Origin of the sequence: Hyphomicrobium sp. CS1GBMeth3 (assembly GCF_900117455.1) — a bacterium.
GTDB lineage: Bacteria > Pseudomonadota > Alphaproteobacteria > Rhizobiales > Hyphomicrobiaceae > Hyphomicrobium_C.
Map to the genome: position 1 here is coordinate 1,808,238 of NZ_FPHO01000003.1, position 15,778 is coordinate 1,824,015.

Annotated in this window: 17 protein-coding genes and 1 tRNA gene; 9 read left to right on the forward strand and 9 right to left on the reverse strand. The window is 65.1% G+C overall.

The genetic code is table 11. The annotated features are described in order from the left end of the window. The first annotated feature begins 62 nt into the window (after positions 1 to 62). The 6 genes from CS1GBM3_RS15845 (at position 63) to CS1GBM3_RS15870 (ending at position 6,337) form a co-directional block, all read left to right on the forward strand. On the forward strand, positions 63 to 335 hold the full coding sequence (locus CS1GBM3_RS15845; RefSeq protein WP_139247946.1) for a hypothetical protein: 273 nt from the start codon (positions 63 to 65) through the stop codon (positions 333 to 335). Between the two features lie 10 nt (positions 336 to 345). Continuing rightward, positions 346 to 885 (forward strand): hypothetical protein, encoded by a 540-nt coding sequence (locus CS1GBM3_RS15850; RefSeq protein WP_072396451.1) that lies wholly within the window; start codon positions 346 to 348, stop codon positions 883 to 885. Between the two features lie 13 nt (positions 886 to 898). Then, positions 899 to 2,434: a hypothetical protein gene (locus CS1GBM3_RS15855; RefSeq protein ID WP_072396453.1), complete on the forward strand. Its 1,536-nt coding sequence runs from the start codon at positions 899 to 901 to the stop codon at positions 2,432 to 2,434. Next, positions 2,434 to 4,878, forward strand: coding sequence for a hypothetical protein (locus CS1GBM3_RS15860; protein ID WP_072396455.1), 2,445 nt, complete (start codon positions 2,434 to 2,436; stop codon positions 4,876 to 4,878). Before CS1GBM3_RS15855 ends, CS1GBM3_RS15860 begins: the two co-directional genes overlap by 1 nt. Positions 4,879 to 4,982: 104 nt before the next feature. Next, the gene (locus CS1GBM3_RS20180) at positions 4,983 to 5,222 is read left to right on the forward strand and encodes a hypothetical protein (RefSeq protein WP_072397581.1); all 240 of its coding nucleotides are present in this window, start codon (positions 4,983 to 4,985) and stop codon (positions 5,220 to 5,222) included. After that, positions 5,219 to 6,337: a tyrosine-type recombinase/integrase gene (locus CS1GBM3_RS15870; protein ID WP_072396457.1), complete on the forward strand. Its 1,119-nt coding sequence runs from the start codon at positions 5,219 to 5,221 to the stop codon at positions 6,335 to 6,337. The genes CS1GBM3_RS20180 and CS1GBM3_RS15870 overlap by 4 nt, the downstream gene beginning before the upstream one ends. Positions 6,338 to 6,392: 55 nt before the next feature. Here CS1GBM3_RS15870 and CS1GBM3_RS15875 read toward each other — a convergent pair. From CS1GBM3_RS15875 to CS1GBM3_RS15885, 3 genes are all read right to left on the reverse strand, one after another. Beyond that, positions 6,393 to 6,468 (reverse strand) — tRNA-Phe (locus tag CS1GBM3_RS15875). A 102-nt stretch (positions 6,469 to 6,570) separates the two neighbouring features. Beyond that, positions 6,571 to 6,789, reverse strand: coding sequence for a DNA gyrase inhibitor YacG (gene yacG / locus CS1GBM3_RS15880; RefSeq protein WP_072397584.1), 219 nt, complete (start codon positions 6,787 to 6,789; stop codon positions 6,571 to 6,573). Positions 6,790 to 6,889: 100 nt separating this feature from the next. Then, positions 6,890 to 7,636: a Maf-like protein gene (locus CS1GBM3_RS15885; RefSeq protein WP_244534672.1), complete on the reverse strand. Its 747-nt coding sequence runs from the start codon at positions 7,634 to 7,636 to the stop codon at positions 6,890 to 6,892. A 213-nt stretch (positions 7,637 to 7,849) separates the two neighbouring features. Here CS1GBM3_RS15885 and CS1GBM3_RS15890 point away from each other — a divergent pair, with 213 nt between their 5' ends. Together CS1GBM3_RS15890 and CS1GBM3_RS15895 are read left to right on the forward strand one after the other, a co-directional pair. After that, on the forward strand, positions 7,850 to 8,545 hold the full coding sequence (locus CS1GBM3_RS15890) for a Crp/Fnr family transcriptional regulator (protein ID WP_072397588.1): 696 nt from the start codon (positions 7,850 to 7,852) through the stop codon (positions 8,543 to 8,545). Positions 8,546 to 8,745: 200 nt separating this feature from the next. Further along, on the forward strand, positions 8,746 to 10,080 hold the full coding sequence (locus CS1GBM3_RS15895) for an adenylate/guanylate cyclase domain-containing protein (RefSeq protein ID WP_244534673.1): 1,335 nt from the start codon (positions 8,746 to 8,748) through the stop codon (positions 10,078 to 10,080). Positions 10,081 to 10,109: 29 nt separating this feature from the next. On the opposite strand, the gene CS1GBM3_RS15900 is transcribed toward CS1GBM3_RS15895, so the two are convergent. The 5 genes from CS1GBM3_RS15900 to CS1GBM3_RS15920 form a co-directional block, all read right to left on the reverse strand. Beyond that, the gene (locus CS1GBM3_RS15900) at positions 10,110 to 10,571 is read right to left on the reverse strand and encodes an arsenate-mycothiol transferase ArsC (protein WP_072396459.1); all 462 of its coding nucleotides are present in this window, start codon (positions 10,569 to 10,571) and stop codon (positions 10,110 to 10,112) included. Positions 10,572 to 10,575: 4 nt separating this feature from the next. Further along, positions 10,576 to 11,085, reverse strand: a complete 510-nt coding sequence (locus CS1GBM3_RS15905; RefSeq protein ID WP_072396460.1) for a UPF0262 family protein — start codon at positions 11,083 to 11,085, stop codon at positions 10,576 to 10,578. A 3-nt stretch (positions 11,086 to 11,088) separates the two neighbouring features. Beyond that, on the reverse strand, positions 11,089 to 12,384 hold the full coding sequence (hisD, locus tag CS1GBM3_RS15910; RefSeq protein WP_072396462.1) for a histidinol dehydrogenase: 1,296 nt from the start codon (positions 12,382 to 12,384) through the stop codon (positions 11,089 to 11,091). Between the two features lie 137 nt (positions 12,385 to 12,521). Further along, positions 12,522 to 12,965 carry a DUF2948 family protein gene (locus CS1GBM3_RS15915; RefSeq protein WP_072396464.1) on the reverse strand — a complete coding sequence of 148 codons (444 nt, stop codon included), beginning with the start codon at positions 12,963 to 12,965 and terminating at the stop codon, positions 12,522 to 12,524. Positions 12,966 to 13,046: 81 nt separating this feature from the next. Next, positions 13,047 to 13,514: a DUF992 domain-containing protein gene (locus tag CS1GBM3_RS15920; protein WP_072396466.1), complete on the reverse strand. Its 468-nt coding sequence runs from the start codon at positions 13,512 to 13,514 to the stop codon at positions 13,047 to 13,049. Positions 13,515 to 13,737: 223 nt separating this feature from the next. On the opposite strand from CS1GBM3_RS15920, the gene CS1GBM3_RS15925 reads away from it, so the two are divergent. Continuing rightward, positions 13,738 to 14,109, forward strand: coding sequence for a Crp/Fnr family transcriptional regulator (locus tag CS1GBM3_RS15925; RefSeq protein ID WP_072396468.1), 372 nt, complete (start codon positions 13,738 to 13,740; stop codon positions 14,107 to 14,109). 61 nt (positions 14,110 to 14,170) lie between these two features. On the opposite strand, the gene murA is transcribed toward CS1GBM3_RS15925, so the two are convergent. Then, complete coding sequence (gene murA, locus CS1GBM3_RS15930; protein ID WP_072396470.1) at positions 14,171 to 15,463, reverse strand: UDP-N-acetylglucosamine 1-carboxyvinyltransferase; 1,293 nt, start codon at positions 15,461 to 15,463, stop codon at positions 14,171 to 14,173. Positions 15,464 to 15,778: the final 315 nt, after the last annotated feature.

Here is a 15,778-nt window from a genome sequence, read left to right on the forward strand (position 1 = left end):
CGTGAAAGCAACCGAAAGGACGCCTGCCCATGTCTGACCGTCGCAGCGAGTTCCCGCCCTCCGTGAACGTCGGCAAGTTGTACGAACGCACATCAGCCGCCGGAAATCAGTACATCTCCGGCTTTTTCGGCACGATGAAAATCACACTGCTGAAGTCGAAGGATGTCGACGCCGAAGGCAACCCGATCTGGAATCTGATGATCGCCGCGGCGCCGTCCCGCGATCGCGCTGGAGGCCATTCCGGAAGACGGGCCGAGGCCGAGCGCCCGCGTGATCCCCCGATGCAATCGAACGTCCCGGGCGCGCATGCCGCCGGCGACGAGATCCCGTTCTGAGGTGACCACCATGAAACAAGGACCGCTGTCTGAGCGTCTGCAGGACGCCATCGCTTCGGAACTCGAATACTCGGAGCATCTCATTAACCTCGGATTGCCGCTGAAACGCCGGGTTCTCATTCTCGGGACAGCGGCGAACGGGGAGCTATCGCTCGGCGAGCTTTACGCTGCCACCGAGGAAGAAATGCTCTCACGCATTGGCGAGCTTGTGACTGCTGCAATGCTGAACAGCGCCGCGCGCGAATTCGTGGTCACCGAGCCTAGCCCGAACGGAACCTTCTCCACGTACGGCGTAAGCGCGACAGCGCACGGTGGCTTCGTTGCGAGCCGATACGCGCCGTTCGACGAGGACACCTTGCGCCCCGTGCGATGGTCAGACGGGCATGTCTCGATTCTACGAGTATGGATCCCGGAGCAGCCGACACGTCTCAATGAAGCATCCGCGGGCCTGTGGCAGGCCATGGTCGATGTCGCTCCCGGCGGTGCGTTTGAAATGATCCAAATTGGCGGGCTCGCATACGGCTTTAGTGCCGAATGCGGCCACGCGTGAGGGAGGCAGGACCATGGCCGGACTTCTCGGAAACTTCGACGACGAGCCGCAAGGCCTTCTCGCAGGATTGCAACAGGGGTTCATGAATCCCATAACGCTGACCGGCCTCGGATTGCTTACCGGGGGCGGTTGGGACGGCGCCATGCAAGGAGCGCGAGTGGGCGCCGCCTTTGAGGAGGACCGCCGCCGGCGATCGATGGCTGCGCAGGAGAAGCAGGCCTATCGAGGGTTGCTGGAAAATCCGAACCTACGGTCGAACCTGCCGCCCGGCTTCGGCGATATGCTGCTCGCGGCCGGACCCGATCGCGGCTTCCCGTTGCTCGCCAAGTACGCGGATCCTGATCGCGCTCTCGATGTCGAGATGCTGCGCGCGAATCTCGCCAAGACCAAGGCCGAAACGAGCGCGCTTTCGCAAAAGGACGCGATGAGCGGCATCATCATGGGGTTGCTCGGAGACGGCGAGACGGACGCCAGCGCTGCGTCTCCGCTGGCGCCTTTCCTCCCGGATACGGCCCCGCCTCCGTTGCCGCAGTCAGCGCCGACAGCCCCAGCCTCCGGTTTGCAGAACGCCGTCGACGAAGGCCTGCCCGCTCTCTGGCAAAACACATCGAACCGCGGCAGCGATATGAGCAAGGATGCGAACGGGACGGTGACGGTTGAGCGTGTCGCGAACGCTCCCCGCAGCCCGTACGCCGGAGAGCCGCCTGCGTGGTACCAGCCCGCCCAGCTCGCCCTTACGCAGAACGCCGCGCCGTTCGAAGGTCCACCAGCCGCTTCCGTCTCGGGCGGTCAGGATTTCGTGCAAACACCGTTCGGACCAATGACCAGAGACAAGGCGCGCCGTCTCGGCGGCGCCATGTTGTTCGATCCGCGATTTGCGCCGGCCGGCAAAGAGTTCCTCGACGCGTCGCGCGCGGTCGCGCCCGGAATGCAGAAGCCGGCCATCAACGCCCTGCAGGAAAAGCAGTTCAACACGACGGAGCAATACTCGCGCCTCAAGGGCATCGAGCAGTCCTGGAAGCCGGAGTATCAGACCATCGAAAGCCGCCTCGGTTTCAAGTGGAACGCGCTCCTCGACAAGTTTTCGAGCACGCGGAAATCACTGGCGCCGCAGCAGCGGCAGGAGCTCGCCGCGTACTCCGCGAACCGGGCCGAAGCCCTGAACAACCTCAACCAGTACATCAAGGAAATTACCGGAGCCGCCATGACGATCTCGGAGGCGGAGCGCATCAAGAAAGCGCAGCCGAATCCGGGTGAAGGCGTCTTCGACGGCGACAGCCCCATCGAATTCGAGGCCAAGCTCAAGAACGGCATCCGCATGAGCAAGATGGCGCTCGCGCGCTACAACTATCTTTCCCAGAACGGCTTCCCCGCCGACGTCGAGCAGATGGCCAAGGCGCTGCCGCTCGACGATATGCCGAAGTTCATTCAGCGCCGCACGAACGAGCTTCTCAAGCAGAGCCTCGACAGCAACCCGGGCCTCACGCCGCAAGACGTGGCGCCCGTCGTCCGTCAGCGCTTGCGCGCAGAATTCGGGATTGACGCCTGATGCCGATCGACACTCCGCCCCTCCGCCACGTCTCGCGCTTCCGTCTTGCCAACGGCGAGCCGGATGCACCAGCGTGGTATTCCATGGCGCAGCAGGTTGCAACGCAGGCGGCACAGCCGTCGTCGGGCGCCGCGCCGCAACTCGATGGCCTAGAATTGTTGTTCGGCCCGAATCCCGCTGGAGAGGCCCAGCCGACTCAGGCCGCGCCCCAAGCCCCCGAGCTCAATGGCGAGGATCTGCTGTTTGGCGAGGCCAGAACGCATGAAACGGAACCGGCTTCGCCATTCGTCGAACCCGACGCCGAGACTTGGTGGGGACGGCGCCTGCAGGATTTTCGCGGCCGCCAGGACCCGCGAGAGGCCGGCATTGGCACCGTCTACGAGCAGTTCACCGACGACCTGCGTAGCCCGACCGCGACAGCCGCCATGCTCGGCGCTTCCGACGCGCAGATGTCCGACATCATCGCGAAGCAGCTCGGCGATCGCTTCATCCGCCGCGAGACGGACGCCCACGGCTACGACGTGCTTGTGACGCGCGGCCCGGACGGGCAAGAGCAGCGCGGCTACGTCAATGCGCCGGGCCTCGACACGCAGGACCTCTGGCGGGGCGTCTATGGCGCGACACCCTATGTAGCCGGCGGAATGGGCATCGGTTCGCTCACGAAAGGCGCACGCGGAGTTACACGCTTCCTTGCGCATACGGCGGGTTCCGGAGGGACGAGCGTGGCCGGCGACTTGGCGCAGGCCCCGCTCGGTTCAGAGCAGGGCGTCGAGATCGGCAAGGCACTCTTCGCCGCCGGCGCCGGTGGGTTGGGCGTTCCCCTTGAATTTCTCGCGTCCAAAGCCTGGGGTCGCTTCGTGATCGAGCCGAGCCTGTTCAACCGATCGACGGGCAAGCTCACGCCCAAAGGCGAAGCGCTGGCCAAGTCACAGGGGCTCGACCCGGCGGCCGTAAACGGCGACATCGCGCGCACGTTCGCTCAGACGTATTCTCGGACCCGAGATGCCAGCCAGGCCGCGATCAAGGCGCAGGAAGGGGAATTCGGCATCCCCTCGACGGTCGGCCAGCGCAGCAAGGATTCGTGGCAACTCACGCAAGAGGAAGCCATGCGTCGCAACCTCTATGGCGAGCGTGCACGCGACACCATGCAGGCTTTCGACGCGCGCCAGAGCCAGGCCGTCGACTTTGCTTCGCGCACGCGCATGCCGAGCGATTTCCGTGCGCAGGCCGCGCGGCAGGACGGGACCATGAACCCCGCCGGCATCACCAATGTTCAGCAGATGGCGGACAATGCTGCCGACCTCGGCGTTGGCATTCAAAGCGGCATGCGGCACGCGCGCGAGATGGCAGAAGCGGGCGAGGATGCCGCATGGGGAGCGGTGACAGACATCCTTCCGACCAAGGCCGCCTTCGACCTCCTGCCTAATGCCCTCGCTGGCAGGCTTGGCACACTTCGCGTCACTTCGGAGATGCCGAAGGCCGCCTCGATGGCACGAGGGCTCGACGACTATATTGGCGGCCGGGCGTTCTCAGATCCCGTCGCCAAGGTGCTACAACAGTCGCCAGTCAAAACGGTCGACGAAATGCGGCGCCAGTTGCTCGGCATGTACAAGGGTGCCGTTGATCCGACCGATCAGGCGGCTGCCAAAGCGATTTACGACGGATTCAACGATTGGATCGACGAGGCAGCACGACAATCCTTGCTCGCCGGTGACGCGGCTGCAGCGGCAAACCTTCTCATCGCGCGTGACACCACGCGCACGATGCAGAACCTTTTCAGCCCGAGCGTGAAGGGCCGCAACACCCCCGCCGCGAAGCTCATGCGCGAACTCGAGACATCAGACAGCCCCGAGCGGGCCGTGCAGATCCTCTTCGGCCCGGCATCTGCTCAAAACCCGTCGACGATCAAAAACGGTGCCGTAGAGGCGCTGCGCTCGATGAAGACCGCGCTCAAGAAGTACGCGGACCCGCGCATAGCAAGCGACACCATCGCGGATCTCAAAGTCGCCTATTGGGCCCGCCTGGTGCAGAACAACAAGGGCAATGCTCACTCGCCGCAGGTGATGCTCAACAACATCAAGGCCGCGCTATCCAGTCAGCGTTCCCTCGTCACCGAGCTTTACTCGCCGGCCGAAATTACGCAGATCCGGCGCCTCGCGAACGAACTCGAGCGCATCACGTACAAAGATCCGAACCCGTCGGGGTCGGGCTACACGGCTGCAGCCTTCGCCAAGCAATTCTTCGGCAAGCTTCTCGATGCCATTCCGATGGCGCGACCGCTTTACGAGTACAGCGGTGTTCCGAAGGCCGTTCATTCTGTCGCTGCGCGGCGGGCGGTTGATCAGCAGCTCCGGCAAACTCCCCGAAATGTCCTACCGTTCACATCAGCCGCCGGCGCGACATACGGCCGGCAGGCGCCCGCCAGCGAACAGGGCACTCCATGAACGCCCGTCCGGACAGAGAGCCGGGAGTCCGTACCCGACCGTTAGGGAGCCGCCCTCCGCGACCCGCGAGTGCTCGTCCGCCACGATCTCGCGTTCGAGCAGAAATTCTGCCGGCGAGCCTTCCACCACGCGGGCTCTCGCGCGAGGAAGCGGCCGCATATGTTGGAATCGGCGCGACAAAGTTCGACCAGTTGGTGCAGCGGGGCGACATGCCCGGCCCGAAGCGAATCGATGGGCGAAAAGTGTGGGACCGTCGACGCCTTGACACCGCGTTCGATGCGCTCCCTTCTGACGATGATTTTGGCTCAGCCGATTCTGATCCTTGGAGCCATGTGCGCGTATGACGGACGCTGCCATGGTCACCGTGAGATACCCCTACGTCTACGAGGACGTCGATCGCCACGGCAACGTGCGCCTGTATTTCTGGCGCAAGGGGCAGCGAAAGGTCCGGGTCCGCGAAACGCCAGGCACCGTTGAGTTCGACGCCCGCTACCGCGAATTGATCGAGCAGAGCGAAACCGGTGCCCTCGTCGTCGATCCGGCGCACGGGACGCCCATCTCGGGCACGTGGCGGTGGCTGTGCGTGGCGTACATGAGTTCGCCCAGATGGAAGCAACTCGACCCGTCCGCCACCCAACGCCCGCGCCGCGGCATCCTTGAAGCCACGTTTTTGGAGCCTGTGTATCCCGGCGCGAAGGAAACGTTCGCCGGCTTCCCGTTGGCGCGCATGACAGCCAAGGCCGTGCGGGTACTGCGCGACCGCAAGGCTGAGAAGCCAGAAGCCGCCAACTGCCGCGTGAAGGCGATCCGCGCCGTGTTTACCTGGGCGCTAGAGGAGGAGCTTGTTCGTGCGAACCCGGCCCGGGACGTGCCCTACCTGAAAACCGCGAGCGACGGCCATCACAGCTGGACGGTCGACGAAGTGCGCCAGTATGAGAAACGCCATCCCATTGGCACCAAGGCGCGTCTCGCCCTCGCGCTGTTCCTTTTCACCGGCCTCCGCCGCTCTGACGCGGCAAGGGTGGGTCGACAGCATGCCAGCGACGGCTGGCTGAAGCTGCGCCAGTTCAAGAACCGCAATCGACATCCCGTCGACATTGAGATTCCCATCCTGCCGGAGCTCCAGCGCGTCATCGACGCGAGCCCGACGGGGGACCTGACCTATCTCGTCACGGAGTTCGGCCGCCCATTCTCGATTGCCGGCCTCGGGAACAAGATGCGCCAATGGTGCGACGAAGCGGAGCTGCCGCATTGCTCGGCGCACGGACTGCGCAAAGCCGGCGCAACGATAGCCGCGGAGAACGGAGCGACCGAAAAGCAGCTGATGGCAATCTTCGGTTGGAAGACGAGCAAGGAGGCTGAACGCTACACGCGCGCGGCAAATCGCAAGAAGATGGCGGGCGATGCGATGGGGCTTCTAGGAGAGCAAAAGCCGAACAAAGTTTCCCACCCAAATTGAGGGTTGGTTTCCCACCGGCGCTAAGGTGTTGAGTTTATTGAGCTGCTAGGAGGGATGGTGCCCAGGGGCGGAATCGAACCACCGACACTGCGATTTTCAGTCGCATGCTCTACCAACTGAGCTACCTGGGCTTTTTGCTTGCGAGACCCGCCGAGAACGCGGCCTGCCGTCAAAGCTCGCGCTTTATAGGGGGTGCGCTTCCCGGTGTCCAGCGTCACCGAACGGACATGGACCTATTGCGGCTCTTGGTCCTTCCCGGGCCCGGGATGGCGCAGATCCGCCTCCTTGGCAAACGCCTCGTCGCCATCCTCGTCGGCGTCGGACTGGCCCCCGGCGATCACGTACGCGCCCGAGACCCAGCGGCCGAGGTCGATGTCGGCGCAGCGCGACGAGCAGAACGGCCGCACGGCGTGGACGGCCGGCTTGCCGCAGATCGGGCATTTGCCGCCCACGCTGCCGGAGGCGGCAGAATCACCAACACTGCCGGAGGCGGCAGAACCTCCCGCGCCAGACGGGGACTTGGCTTTGGATTTCGTGTCGGTCATCGCGACCTCATTCCGCGTCGGTCTCTGCCGCGCGCAGCCAGTTGAAATGCACCGGGAAGCCTTCGCCGATAAGCAGGCTCACGACCTCGGTCAGCGGCAGGCCGACGACATTGGTGTACGACCCGGTGATCGTGCGCACGAAGCAGCCGGCAAGCCCCTGGATGGCATAGCCGCCCGCTTTGCCGCGCCACTCTCTAGAGGCGATGTAGGCTTCGATCTCCGGTTTCGAAAGGTGCTTGAAGCGCACGCGCGTATCGACGATCCGCGTCCGGATACGGTCGTCGGGCGTGATCAGGCAAACGCCGGTCAGCACGCGGTGCGAGCGCCCGGAAAGGCGCTCCAGCGTCGCCACAGCCTCCTCGATGTGCTCGGGCTTGCCGAAGATGCGCCGCCCCACCGACACCACCGTGTCCGCCGCCAGCACGTAGGCACCGGCAATGTCGGTGTCGTTGGCGATCTGGTCGCGCGCCGCTTCCGCCTTGGCCCGCGCCAGGCGCGAGGCGAGCGAGCGCGGCATCTCGGCGAGCCGCGGCGTCTCGTCGACGCTCGACGGGCGCAGCGCGTCGGGCTCGATCCCGGCCTGCGCCAAGAGCGTCAGGCGCCGGGGGCTGGCGCTCGCCAGCACCAGCTTGGGCGTGTGCTGCGGCCCCCCTTCGCGCGCCCGCTCGCGGGCGAGTTCGCGCCGGAGTGTTTCGCGGCGTGGGCTGTCCGTGCGTTTGAAGGAGCTGAAGAAGGCAGCCTTGACGGAGCTCATGTCTCTGTGCCGATGCAACGAAGGGTGGTGGGTGCCGCGCCGCACGCGAAACGCGAAGGACCGGCTTGCCGGCAGTGCCAAGGCCACGCGGGGCCTGAAAAAACCAGAGCGGAGAATGCAGAGCCCCCCCGCGAAAAGCAAGATGCTCGTTGCCAGGAAGCCCCGTTCCCGCGAAAATCGCCGTTGGCCCGCGCGGCCGTCGTGGAGGCAGGAATGATCACCAAGGAAGCGCTGCTCGAGATGCTTGAGCGGACGCCGCTGTTCGGCGCGCTCGCCGAGGCCGACCGTAAGGCGGTCCTGCAGGAGATGCGCGAGACGTCTTTCGACGGCGGCCAGGCCATTTTTGCCCGCGGCGATCCAGGGCGCGATGTGTATCTGGTGACGAGCGGCCGTGTCCGCCTGTCAGTGCTGACGGCCGAGGGCCGCGAGCTGTCGTTTGCACACGCCGAGCCCGGCCAAATCTTCGGCGAGATCGCCGTGCTCGACGGCGGCATGCGCAGCGCCGACGCCACGGCCGTGTCAAAGGTCTCTGCGCTCACGTTGTCCAAGGGCGCCCTGACGCGGTTGATCGAGCAGCGCCCCGAAGTGCGCGATGCCATCATCAAGTTTCTCTGCAACCGGCTGCGCGAGGCCGACCACCAGCTCGAAGGCATCGCGCTCTATCCGATCGAGGTGCGGCTCGCGCGTTTCTTCCTGGCCGCTGCCCGCCAGAAGGGCGAGCTGAAGCCCGGCGCCAAGATCGTCATCGACCTTCCGATCTCGCAGAGCGAGCTGGCGCTGCTGATCGGAGCCAGCCGCCCGAAGGTCAACGCCGCGCTGTCCCTGCTCGAGGGCAGCGGCGCCATCTCCCGCAAGGAAACCCGTTTCACGTGCGACATCGACGAACTGGAAGCAACCGCCGGCGCCTGAGGCACGGCCGGGCGCGCCGCTCGCAAATCCATCTCGTGTTTCCTGCATGACAGCCGAGCCGGGTCGGTGGCCGTAACCAGAGACCTGACTTCGTATCCACATCCGACGACAAATGATCTACGGTCCCCGCGACCGTATTTGGGAGGCTGCCGATCGTGCCGCGGCTGCAAGAGTCTGGAGCGAGGGCCGCGCCAAGCTTCGTGAAACGCTTGGCCTGGCTGTGGCAGGAGCCGCGTTTCGCTGCGCTGGGGGCCTGGCTGTCACGCCTCGTCGAGGCGGGTACGCACGGCTATCCGCTCGAAACCAAGCGGCGGCTGATGATCCTGAACATGATCGCCTACCTGATCGTGGTCACGACGCTGATCTATGCCCTGCAGCAGACCTTCCTCGATCACGACCGCTACTGGCCGATCATCTACATCAATTTCGCGATCGTCGTGATCGTCGCGACCGTCCCGTTGATGCATCGCTTCGGACCTGTCGCGGCGGCGCTGCTCATTCTCGTCACGGAGTACGTGGCCCTCTTCGCCTTCACATACTATCTCGGCCGCGAGTCGGGCCTGCACATCCAGTATGTCGCGTTCTCGGCCGGCGCCTTCGTGGTTCTCGGCCTCGGCCGGCTATGGATGATCATTCCGGCAATCGCGATCGCGCTCGGCCTGCATATCCTGTGCTGGTTCTGGTTCCCGCAGTCCGAAGCGGCGATTCCCGCTCCGCAGGACGTGCTCGATTCCCTCTACGCACAGGCGGCCATCACCACCTTCGGCATCATCGCCGCCGCGGTCTACTATGCGTTCCGCCTTGCCGAGAACGCCAAGGCGGAAACGGAAGCCTTGCTGCGCAATATCCTGCCGGACAAGGTCGTTGAGCGTCTGAAGGTTCGGCCCGCGGAGCCCGTCGCGGACACGTTCCCCGAAGCGTCCATCCTGTTTGCCGATATCTCGGGCTTCGTGCCGCTGGCGCGCAGGCTGGGCGCCGCGGACACGGTCGCACTGCTGAACACGCTCGTCTCGACATTCGACGACCTCGCCGAGCGCCACGGCGTCGAGAAGATCAAGACCATCGGCGATGCCTACATGGTCGCCTCCGGCGTTCCCGAACCGGTGCCGGACTACGCCGCCCGCCTGGCCCACATGGCGCTTGCCATGCAGGATGCAGTGCGCCGGTTGTGCACCGAGACCGGCTACGACCTCACCATGCGCATGGGATTGGCAACGGGCCCGGTCATGGCCGGCGTCATCGGGCGCCAGAAGTTCACCTATGACATCTGGGGCGACGCTGTGAACCTCGCGGCGCGGCTCGAAAGCGCGTCCACGCCGGGGCGCATTCACATCTGCCCGGTCTCGAGCGAGAAGCTGGCCGAACACTTCGAGCTGGAGCCCCGCGGTCCCATGGAGATCAAGGGCGTCGGCGAGAGGAGTACCTGGTTCCTGATCGCCGCCAACGCGGCCGAGGAACTTCCCTCCCCCCTTGTAGGAGAGGCCCGAAGAGAAGGACACCGGAACGCTGGCCGTCGAAATTCCTCCCATCCCTAGCCGCTCCCACACGCGAGGGGAATGTGAGCTCACACCGTCGGGCCACCCGCTGTGTGCAGAAAGCGCTCCTTGATCCGCCGGAACAGAAGATCGCGCACGTCGCGATAGGCGGCCAGCGCCTCCTCTCGGCTGACGCTGTCGAGCAGTACTGTCGCGTCCGGCGTCGGCCAGTACTCGACGTCGGCCGGCACCAGCCGAGTCAACTCGACGCCGTGGTGATGCGCCTCCGGCGACAGCGTGACGATCAGATCGAAATCCGGGTCATCGAGCTCCTTGAGCGTCGCCGGCTCGTGCTCGGAAATGTCGATGCCGATCTCGTCCATGACGGCAACGGCATACGGATCCATGATACCGGCGCGCACGCCGGCAGAGGCAACACGAATCCGCTCACCGGCGAGATGGCGAAGGATCGCCGCGGCCATGGGGCTGCGCACGGTGTTTAAGGCACACGTGAAGAGCACCGACCGAGGTCCATCGCCCTCGCTTGACACGGACTCACCCCTTCCAGTGAAGGGCCGAGATGAGCGTGAAGAGACGCCGTGCGGTATCGAGATCGATTTTGATCTTGCCTTCGAGCCGCTCCATCAGCACGCGGCTGCCTTCGTCGTGAAGCCCGCGCCGGCCGACGTCGATGGCCTGGATGCGCGAGGGCTGGGCCGAACGGATGGCCTGATAGTAGCTGTCGAGCACCAGGAAGTAGTCCTTCATGATGCGTTTGAACGGCGTGAGCGAAAGGAAGTGCGCCACGACCGGCTCCTCGGAGTCCTTGCCCGCGCTGTAGACGGTCAGCGCCAGCCGGTCCTCCACCATGCCGATGGTGAGCTTGTACGGTCCCTCGTCGCACCCCTCGAGCTCGAACGAGTTGCCGTCGAGGATGTCGTAGATCGCCACCTCACGCTCATGCTCGATGTTCGCGTTGCCGCGGGCGATCGAGTTGGGATCGAGCACGATCTCGGCGATGCGATGATTGGTCTGCACGGACTCGTCGGTCGATGTCTCGGTCATGCCCTATCCTTTCGAAAGCCGGATCTCTACCGACCGCCTGTGAGCTTCGAGCCCTTCGGCGCGCGCCAGCGTCATGGCAGGCGCCGCGAGCTTGTCGAGGGACGCTTCGTCGAGCTTGAGGATCGACGTACGCTTCATGAAGTCGAGCACGCCGAGCCCTGAGGAGAAACGCGCGCTGCGTGCCGTGGGCAGCACGTGGTTGGGGCCGGCGACATAGTCTCCGATCACCTCCGGCGTGTAGGCGCCAAGGAACAGGGCGCCGGCATTGCGGATTTCAGCGGCCATCGCATCGGGGTCGCGCGTCGCGATCTCAAGGTGCTCGGCGGCAATACGGTCGGCGAGCGGCGGCACCTCGTCGAGAGAGCCAACGACGATGACGGCGCCGAAATCGCGCCAGCTCGCGCCCGCGATGTCGGCCTTCGGCAGTTGCTGCACCTGGCGTTGCACCGAGGCCGTGACCGCGTCGGCGAAGCCCGCATCGTCCGTGATGAGGATCGACTGCGCAGCCGTGTCGTGTTCGGCCTGCGCCAGGAGGTCGGCGGCAATCCAGTCCGGCGAGTTGTGCTTGTCGGCGATGACGAGCACCTCGGACGGCCCGGCGATGCTGTCGATGCCGACGGTGCCGAACACCTGCCGTTTGGCCGCCGCCACGTAGGCGTTGCCAGGCCCAACGATCTTGGCCACCGGCTTGATGCTCTCGGTCCCGTAAGCCAGCGCCGCCACGGCCTGCGCGCCGCCCACGCGATAGATCTCGGAAACGCCGGCGAGCTTGGCTGCGGCCAGCACCAGCGGATTGAGCTGCCCCTTGGGTGTCGGCACCACGATCACGAGACGCTCGACGCCCGCGACCTTCGCCGGCACAGCGTTCATCAACACCGAGCTCGGATAGGAGGCGAGCCCGCCCGGCACATAGAGCCCGGCTGATTCTACGGCCGTCCAGCGATGACCGAGCGTGACTCCGAGCGGATCGGTGTAGGTCTCGCTGTGCGGCACATGCCGTACGTGGTGCTCCCAGATGCGGTCGCGCGCGAAGCCGAGCGCCTCGAGCGTCTCGGGGCTGCAGGCCCGCACCGCTGCGTCCACTTCGCTCTCGTTGACGCGGATGCCGATGGAAGCAAGGTCGACCTGGTCGAACTTCTGCGACAGAGCCACGAGCGCCCTGTCGCCGCGCGCCCGGACCTCGGCGATAATGGCGCGCACGGCCTCGTCCACATCCTCGGAGACCTCCCGCTTGGCCGCAAGCAGGGCATCGAAATGAGAGGCGAAATCGGGCTCAGACGTGGAAAGCCGCACGGGCATGAAGGTCTCCGGTGGCGGTCCCCGCAAACGGGGTTCCTGGCGAATGGGCCCTTATAGGCGAGCAGTGCCGATGGCGAAAGCGCGCTGGCCCCAAAGAACGGTCCTTGCACTGTGGGTTGTGAGGTCGCAGGCCCCGGCTAATCGCCGGCATGCTCCGGTTTGCGCGAGGTTGCCCAGGCGGCCCCGAGATCGGTCAGCGCCGCCTCGATGCATTCGACCGAGAGACGGACAGCGCCCCCGCCGGCGAAGGTGAGGGTTACGGTGCCCTGCGGCGCTTCGCTCGGCTCGAACGTGAGCGTCAGAAGCGACAGCGCCAGAGTCTTGTTCAGGAGGTCGAGCCCCTGCACCTGCGCGCCGGTGACATGCTCGAACCGCACGCCGGTACGGCGGCGAACGAACGGCTTGCCGTCCCCGTTGGAGGCGACCGCGTCGCTCCAGTCGAATCGATTGACGAGCAGCGCGAAGCGCCGTTCAGCCTTCAGATAGACCATGTCCTCGACGTGCAGCACTGCATCCTGCAGGTGCGCGGCCAGGATCGAAAGGTCTTCGGTATCGAGCGCAATAAGCTTCAGGTCGGACATGCAAGGTCGTTCCCGTTACGGCGGCCATGTTGGCGACAGATAGCGGGGACGCTCCGGCTACGCAACCTGGAGACAAGGAGCCTAGCGGATGCTGAGCTCGGCAACGCCGACGGCAAGGTTAAGACCCGTCTGGCCCTGCACGCTGACCGGCTGCAGCGCGATCGAGTTGTTCGAGCCGCCGAGCAGCACCTTCGCGCCGCCGCCGATGCCGATGGCGATGTCGGCCGTGGCACCGGCATAGCTGCCGGCGAGCCCGCGCTTGCGCACTTCCGACGGAGCGAGCACGGCCCACACCATCACGCTGTTGTTGGTGACGCCGACGTCGAGGCCGATCTTGGTGATCGAAGCGGTATAGCGCTCGTAATAGGAGCCGGAGGCCGAGACGTACTTGCAGTCGTAGCTCTTCGTGGAGCCAAGAATGAGCCCCACGCCCCCACCGCCCGTGCAGGTCAGCGTTCCGGCCTTGAACTTCGGTTGCGACAAGGCCGGTGCAGATACACAGAATGCTGCCGCCGCCGCGATGGCGGCAACGAACCCGATGGTTTTCATGTCAGATCTCCCCTTTCCCCCGTGAAACTCGTCCCCGCCGATTAGTCGCCCGCCCGACTCGACGCATTGATCCCCCTCATTTGAACCTAAATGTGACCTTCCGCGGGCAGGACGGCAAGTTCTCGGGATCTTTACGCTGAGAGAAGAAGTCGCGGCCCGCGGGGACATAGGCCGCCTTTCGCGCTATGATCTGCTTTTCAAAACGGCTGCCGGACCGAAGACCATGCTGGGCGCCCCGTTTGATTTCGAATTTCTTGAGCGGTTCAAGATTCCGCTAAAGCGTTACTCTGCCGGCGAGAAGATCTTCCTCGAAGAGGATCCCGGCGATTTCATGTACCTTGTGGTCGAGGGCAAGGTGAGCATCGTGACCTATGGCACGGTGCTCGAGAAGGTGGGGCTCAACGGCATCTTCGGTGAGCTGGCTTTGATCGACAATTCGCCGCGCTCGGCAGCGGCGCTTGCCGCCGAGGCAACCGAGGTGGCCCTGATCGACCGCAAAACGTTCCTTGAACTCGTGCGCCACAACCCGGCGTTCTCGCTCTACGTCATGCGGCAGCTCGCCACCCGCATTCGCCGTATGAACAAGAGCCTCTAGACCATGATCGCTTCGGGCCTCATCAGCCCGAAGCGTGAATCATCGGTCTCATCGAAAGCGCTCAGCCCGCGGTCAGTCGCTCGATCTGCGCGCCGCAACGCGAAAGCTTCTCCTCGAGCCGCTCGAAGCCGCGGTCAAGGTGGTAGACGCGGTTGATGATCGTCTCGCCCTCGGCCATCAACCCGGCGATGACCAGCGAGACGGACGCGCGCAGATCGGTCGCCATCACGGGGGCCCCGCGCAGGCTCCTCACGCCTTTGATAGTCGCGGTATCGCCGTGCAGCTTGATGTCGGCACCGAGCCGCGCCAGCTCCTGCACGTGCATGAAGCGGTTCTCGAAGATGGTCTCGCGGATCACGCTCGTGCCGTGCGCGCGCGTCATTAGCGCCATGAGCTGGGCCTGCAGATCGGTTGGGAAACCCGGGAACGGCTGCGTTTCGACGTCGATCGGCTCGAGGCCATTGCCGTTGCGCTGAATGCGCACGCCGGTCTCGGTATCCGTCACCGAAGCCCCGGTCTCCGACAGCGTTTCGAGCGCCGTTTTGAGAAGCTCGCGCCGCGTGCCCTCGAGCACCACGTCGCCGCCGGTCGCCGCAACGGCAAACGCGAACGTGCCCGTCTCGATGCGATCCGGCAGCACCGTGTGCACGGTGCCTTCGAGCCGCGATTTGCCCTGCACGCGCAGCGTCGACGTGCCGATGCCTTCGATGACGACGCCCATCTTGACCAGGCACGCGGCCACGTCGCCGACCTCCGGCTCCCGCGCCGCGTTCTCGATCAGCGTCTCGCCTTTTGCGAGCGCAGCCGCGAGCAGCGCGTTATGCGTCGCGCCGACCGAGACCTTCGGGAAGGTGATGTGTCCGCCAACGAGCCCCTTGGGCGCCCGCGCGATGACGTAGCCGGCGTCGATCTCGATCTCCGCACCGAGCGCGCGCAGAGCCGAAAGATGCAGATCCACCGGCCGCGTGCCAATGGCACAGCCGCCGGGCAGCGACACCTTCGCTTCGCCCATGCGCGCCACCAGCGGGCCGAGCACCCAGAAGCTCGCCCGCATGCGCGACACGAGCTCGTAGGGCGCCGTCGTATCCGAGATGTCACGCGCCGTGAGATGGAACGTCTCGCCTAGATGCGGCGTCCCGCCGGCGCGCTTACCGTCGACGGCAAGGTCGACGCCGTGGTTGCGCAGGATGCGCGCAAGCAGGTTCACGTCGGCGAGGTTCGGCACGTTCTTGAGCGTCAGTCGGTCTTCCGTCAGCAGCGAGGCGATCATGAGGGGAAGCGCGGCGTTCTTCGCGCCCGAGATCGGAATAGTCCCCTTGAGCGGCTGGCCGCCGATGATCCTGATGCGATCCATGAATGGTCAATGTCCTTGCGAGATAAGGTCGCCGAGAGGAAGGAAGGATCTCGCGCGAAAGGTGTGGTGAGCCCCCGCTCATCGAATGATGATGATTAAGCGTTGACGAACCCTAAGGGCAATCGAAGTTCGTTTTGGTCAGGACGAGACTTTTTCGCGCCGCACGTCCTCTAGGGGCTCCGGGGCGGTATCTGCACCTTGAGCGTCGGAGCGCGCCCGCTTCGACCGCATGAGCGCCTTGCGCCGCGCGAGGTTGTCGCGCAACGCTTTGGCGAGCCGATCTTCTCGCGTGGACGGGGGAGATTTGCTCGTCAT

Bases quoted from the DNA above. Each gene is read 5' to 3' on its own strand.
- CS1GBM3_RS15850 (WP_072396451.1), top strand. From the start codon at position 346: ATGAAACAAGGACCGCTGTCTGAGCGTCTGCAGGACGCCATCGCTTCG.
- hisD (WP_072396462.1), bottom strand. From the start codon at position 12,384: ATGCCCGTGCGGCTTTCCACGTCTGAGCCCGATTTCGCCTCTCATTTC.
- CS1GBM3_RS15855 (WP_072396453.1), top strand. From the start codon at position 899: ATGGCCGGACTTCTCGGAAACTTCGACGACGAGCCGCAAGGCCTTCTC.
- CS1GBM3_RS15860 (WP_072396455.1), top strand. From the start codon at position 2,434: ATGCCGATCGACACTCCGCCCCTCCGCCACGTCTCGCGCTTCCGTCTT.
- CS1GBM3_RS15885 (WP_244534672.1), bottom strand. From the start codon at position 7,636: ATGAGCTCCGTCAAGGCTGCCTTCTTCAGCTCCTTCAAACGCACGGAC.
- CS1GBM3_RS15915 (WP_072396464.1), bottom strand. From the start codon at position 12,965: ATGTCCGACCTGAAGCTTATTGCGCTCGATACCGAAGACCTTTCGATC.
- murA (WP_072396470.1), bottom strand. From the start codon at position 15,463: ATGGATCGCATCAGGATCATCGGCGGCCAGCCGCTCAAGGGGACTATT.
- CS1GBM3_RS15905 (WP_072396460.1), bottom strand. From the start codon at position 11,085: ATGACCGAGACATCGACCGACGAGTCCGTGCAGACCAATCATCGCATC.
- CS1GBM3_RS15870 (WP_072396457.1), top strand. From the start codon at position 5,219: ATGACGGACGCTGCCATGGTCACCGTGAGATACCCCTACGTCTACGAG.
- CS1GBM3_RS15920 (WP_072396466.1), bottom strand. From the start codon at position 13,514: ATGAAAACCATCGGGTTCGTTGCCGCCATCGCGGCGGCGGCAGCATTC.
- CS1GBM3_RS15925 (WP_072396468.1), top strand. From the start codon at position 13,738: ATGCTGGGCGCCCCGTTTGATTTCGAATTTCTTGAGCGGTTCAAGATT.
- CS1GBM3_RS15890 (WP_072397588.1), top strand. From the start codon at position 7,850: ATGATCACCAAGGAAGCGCTGCTCGAGATGCTTGAGCGGACGCCGCTG.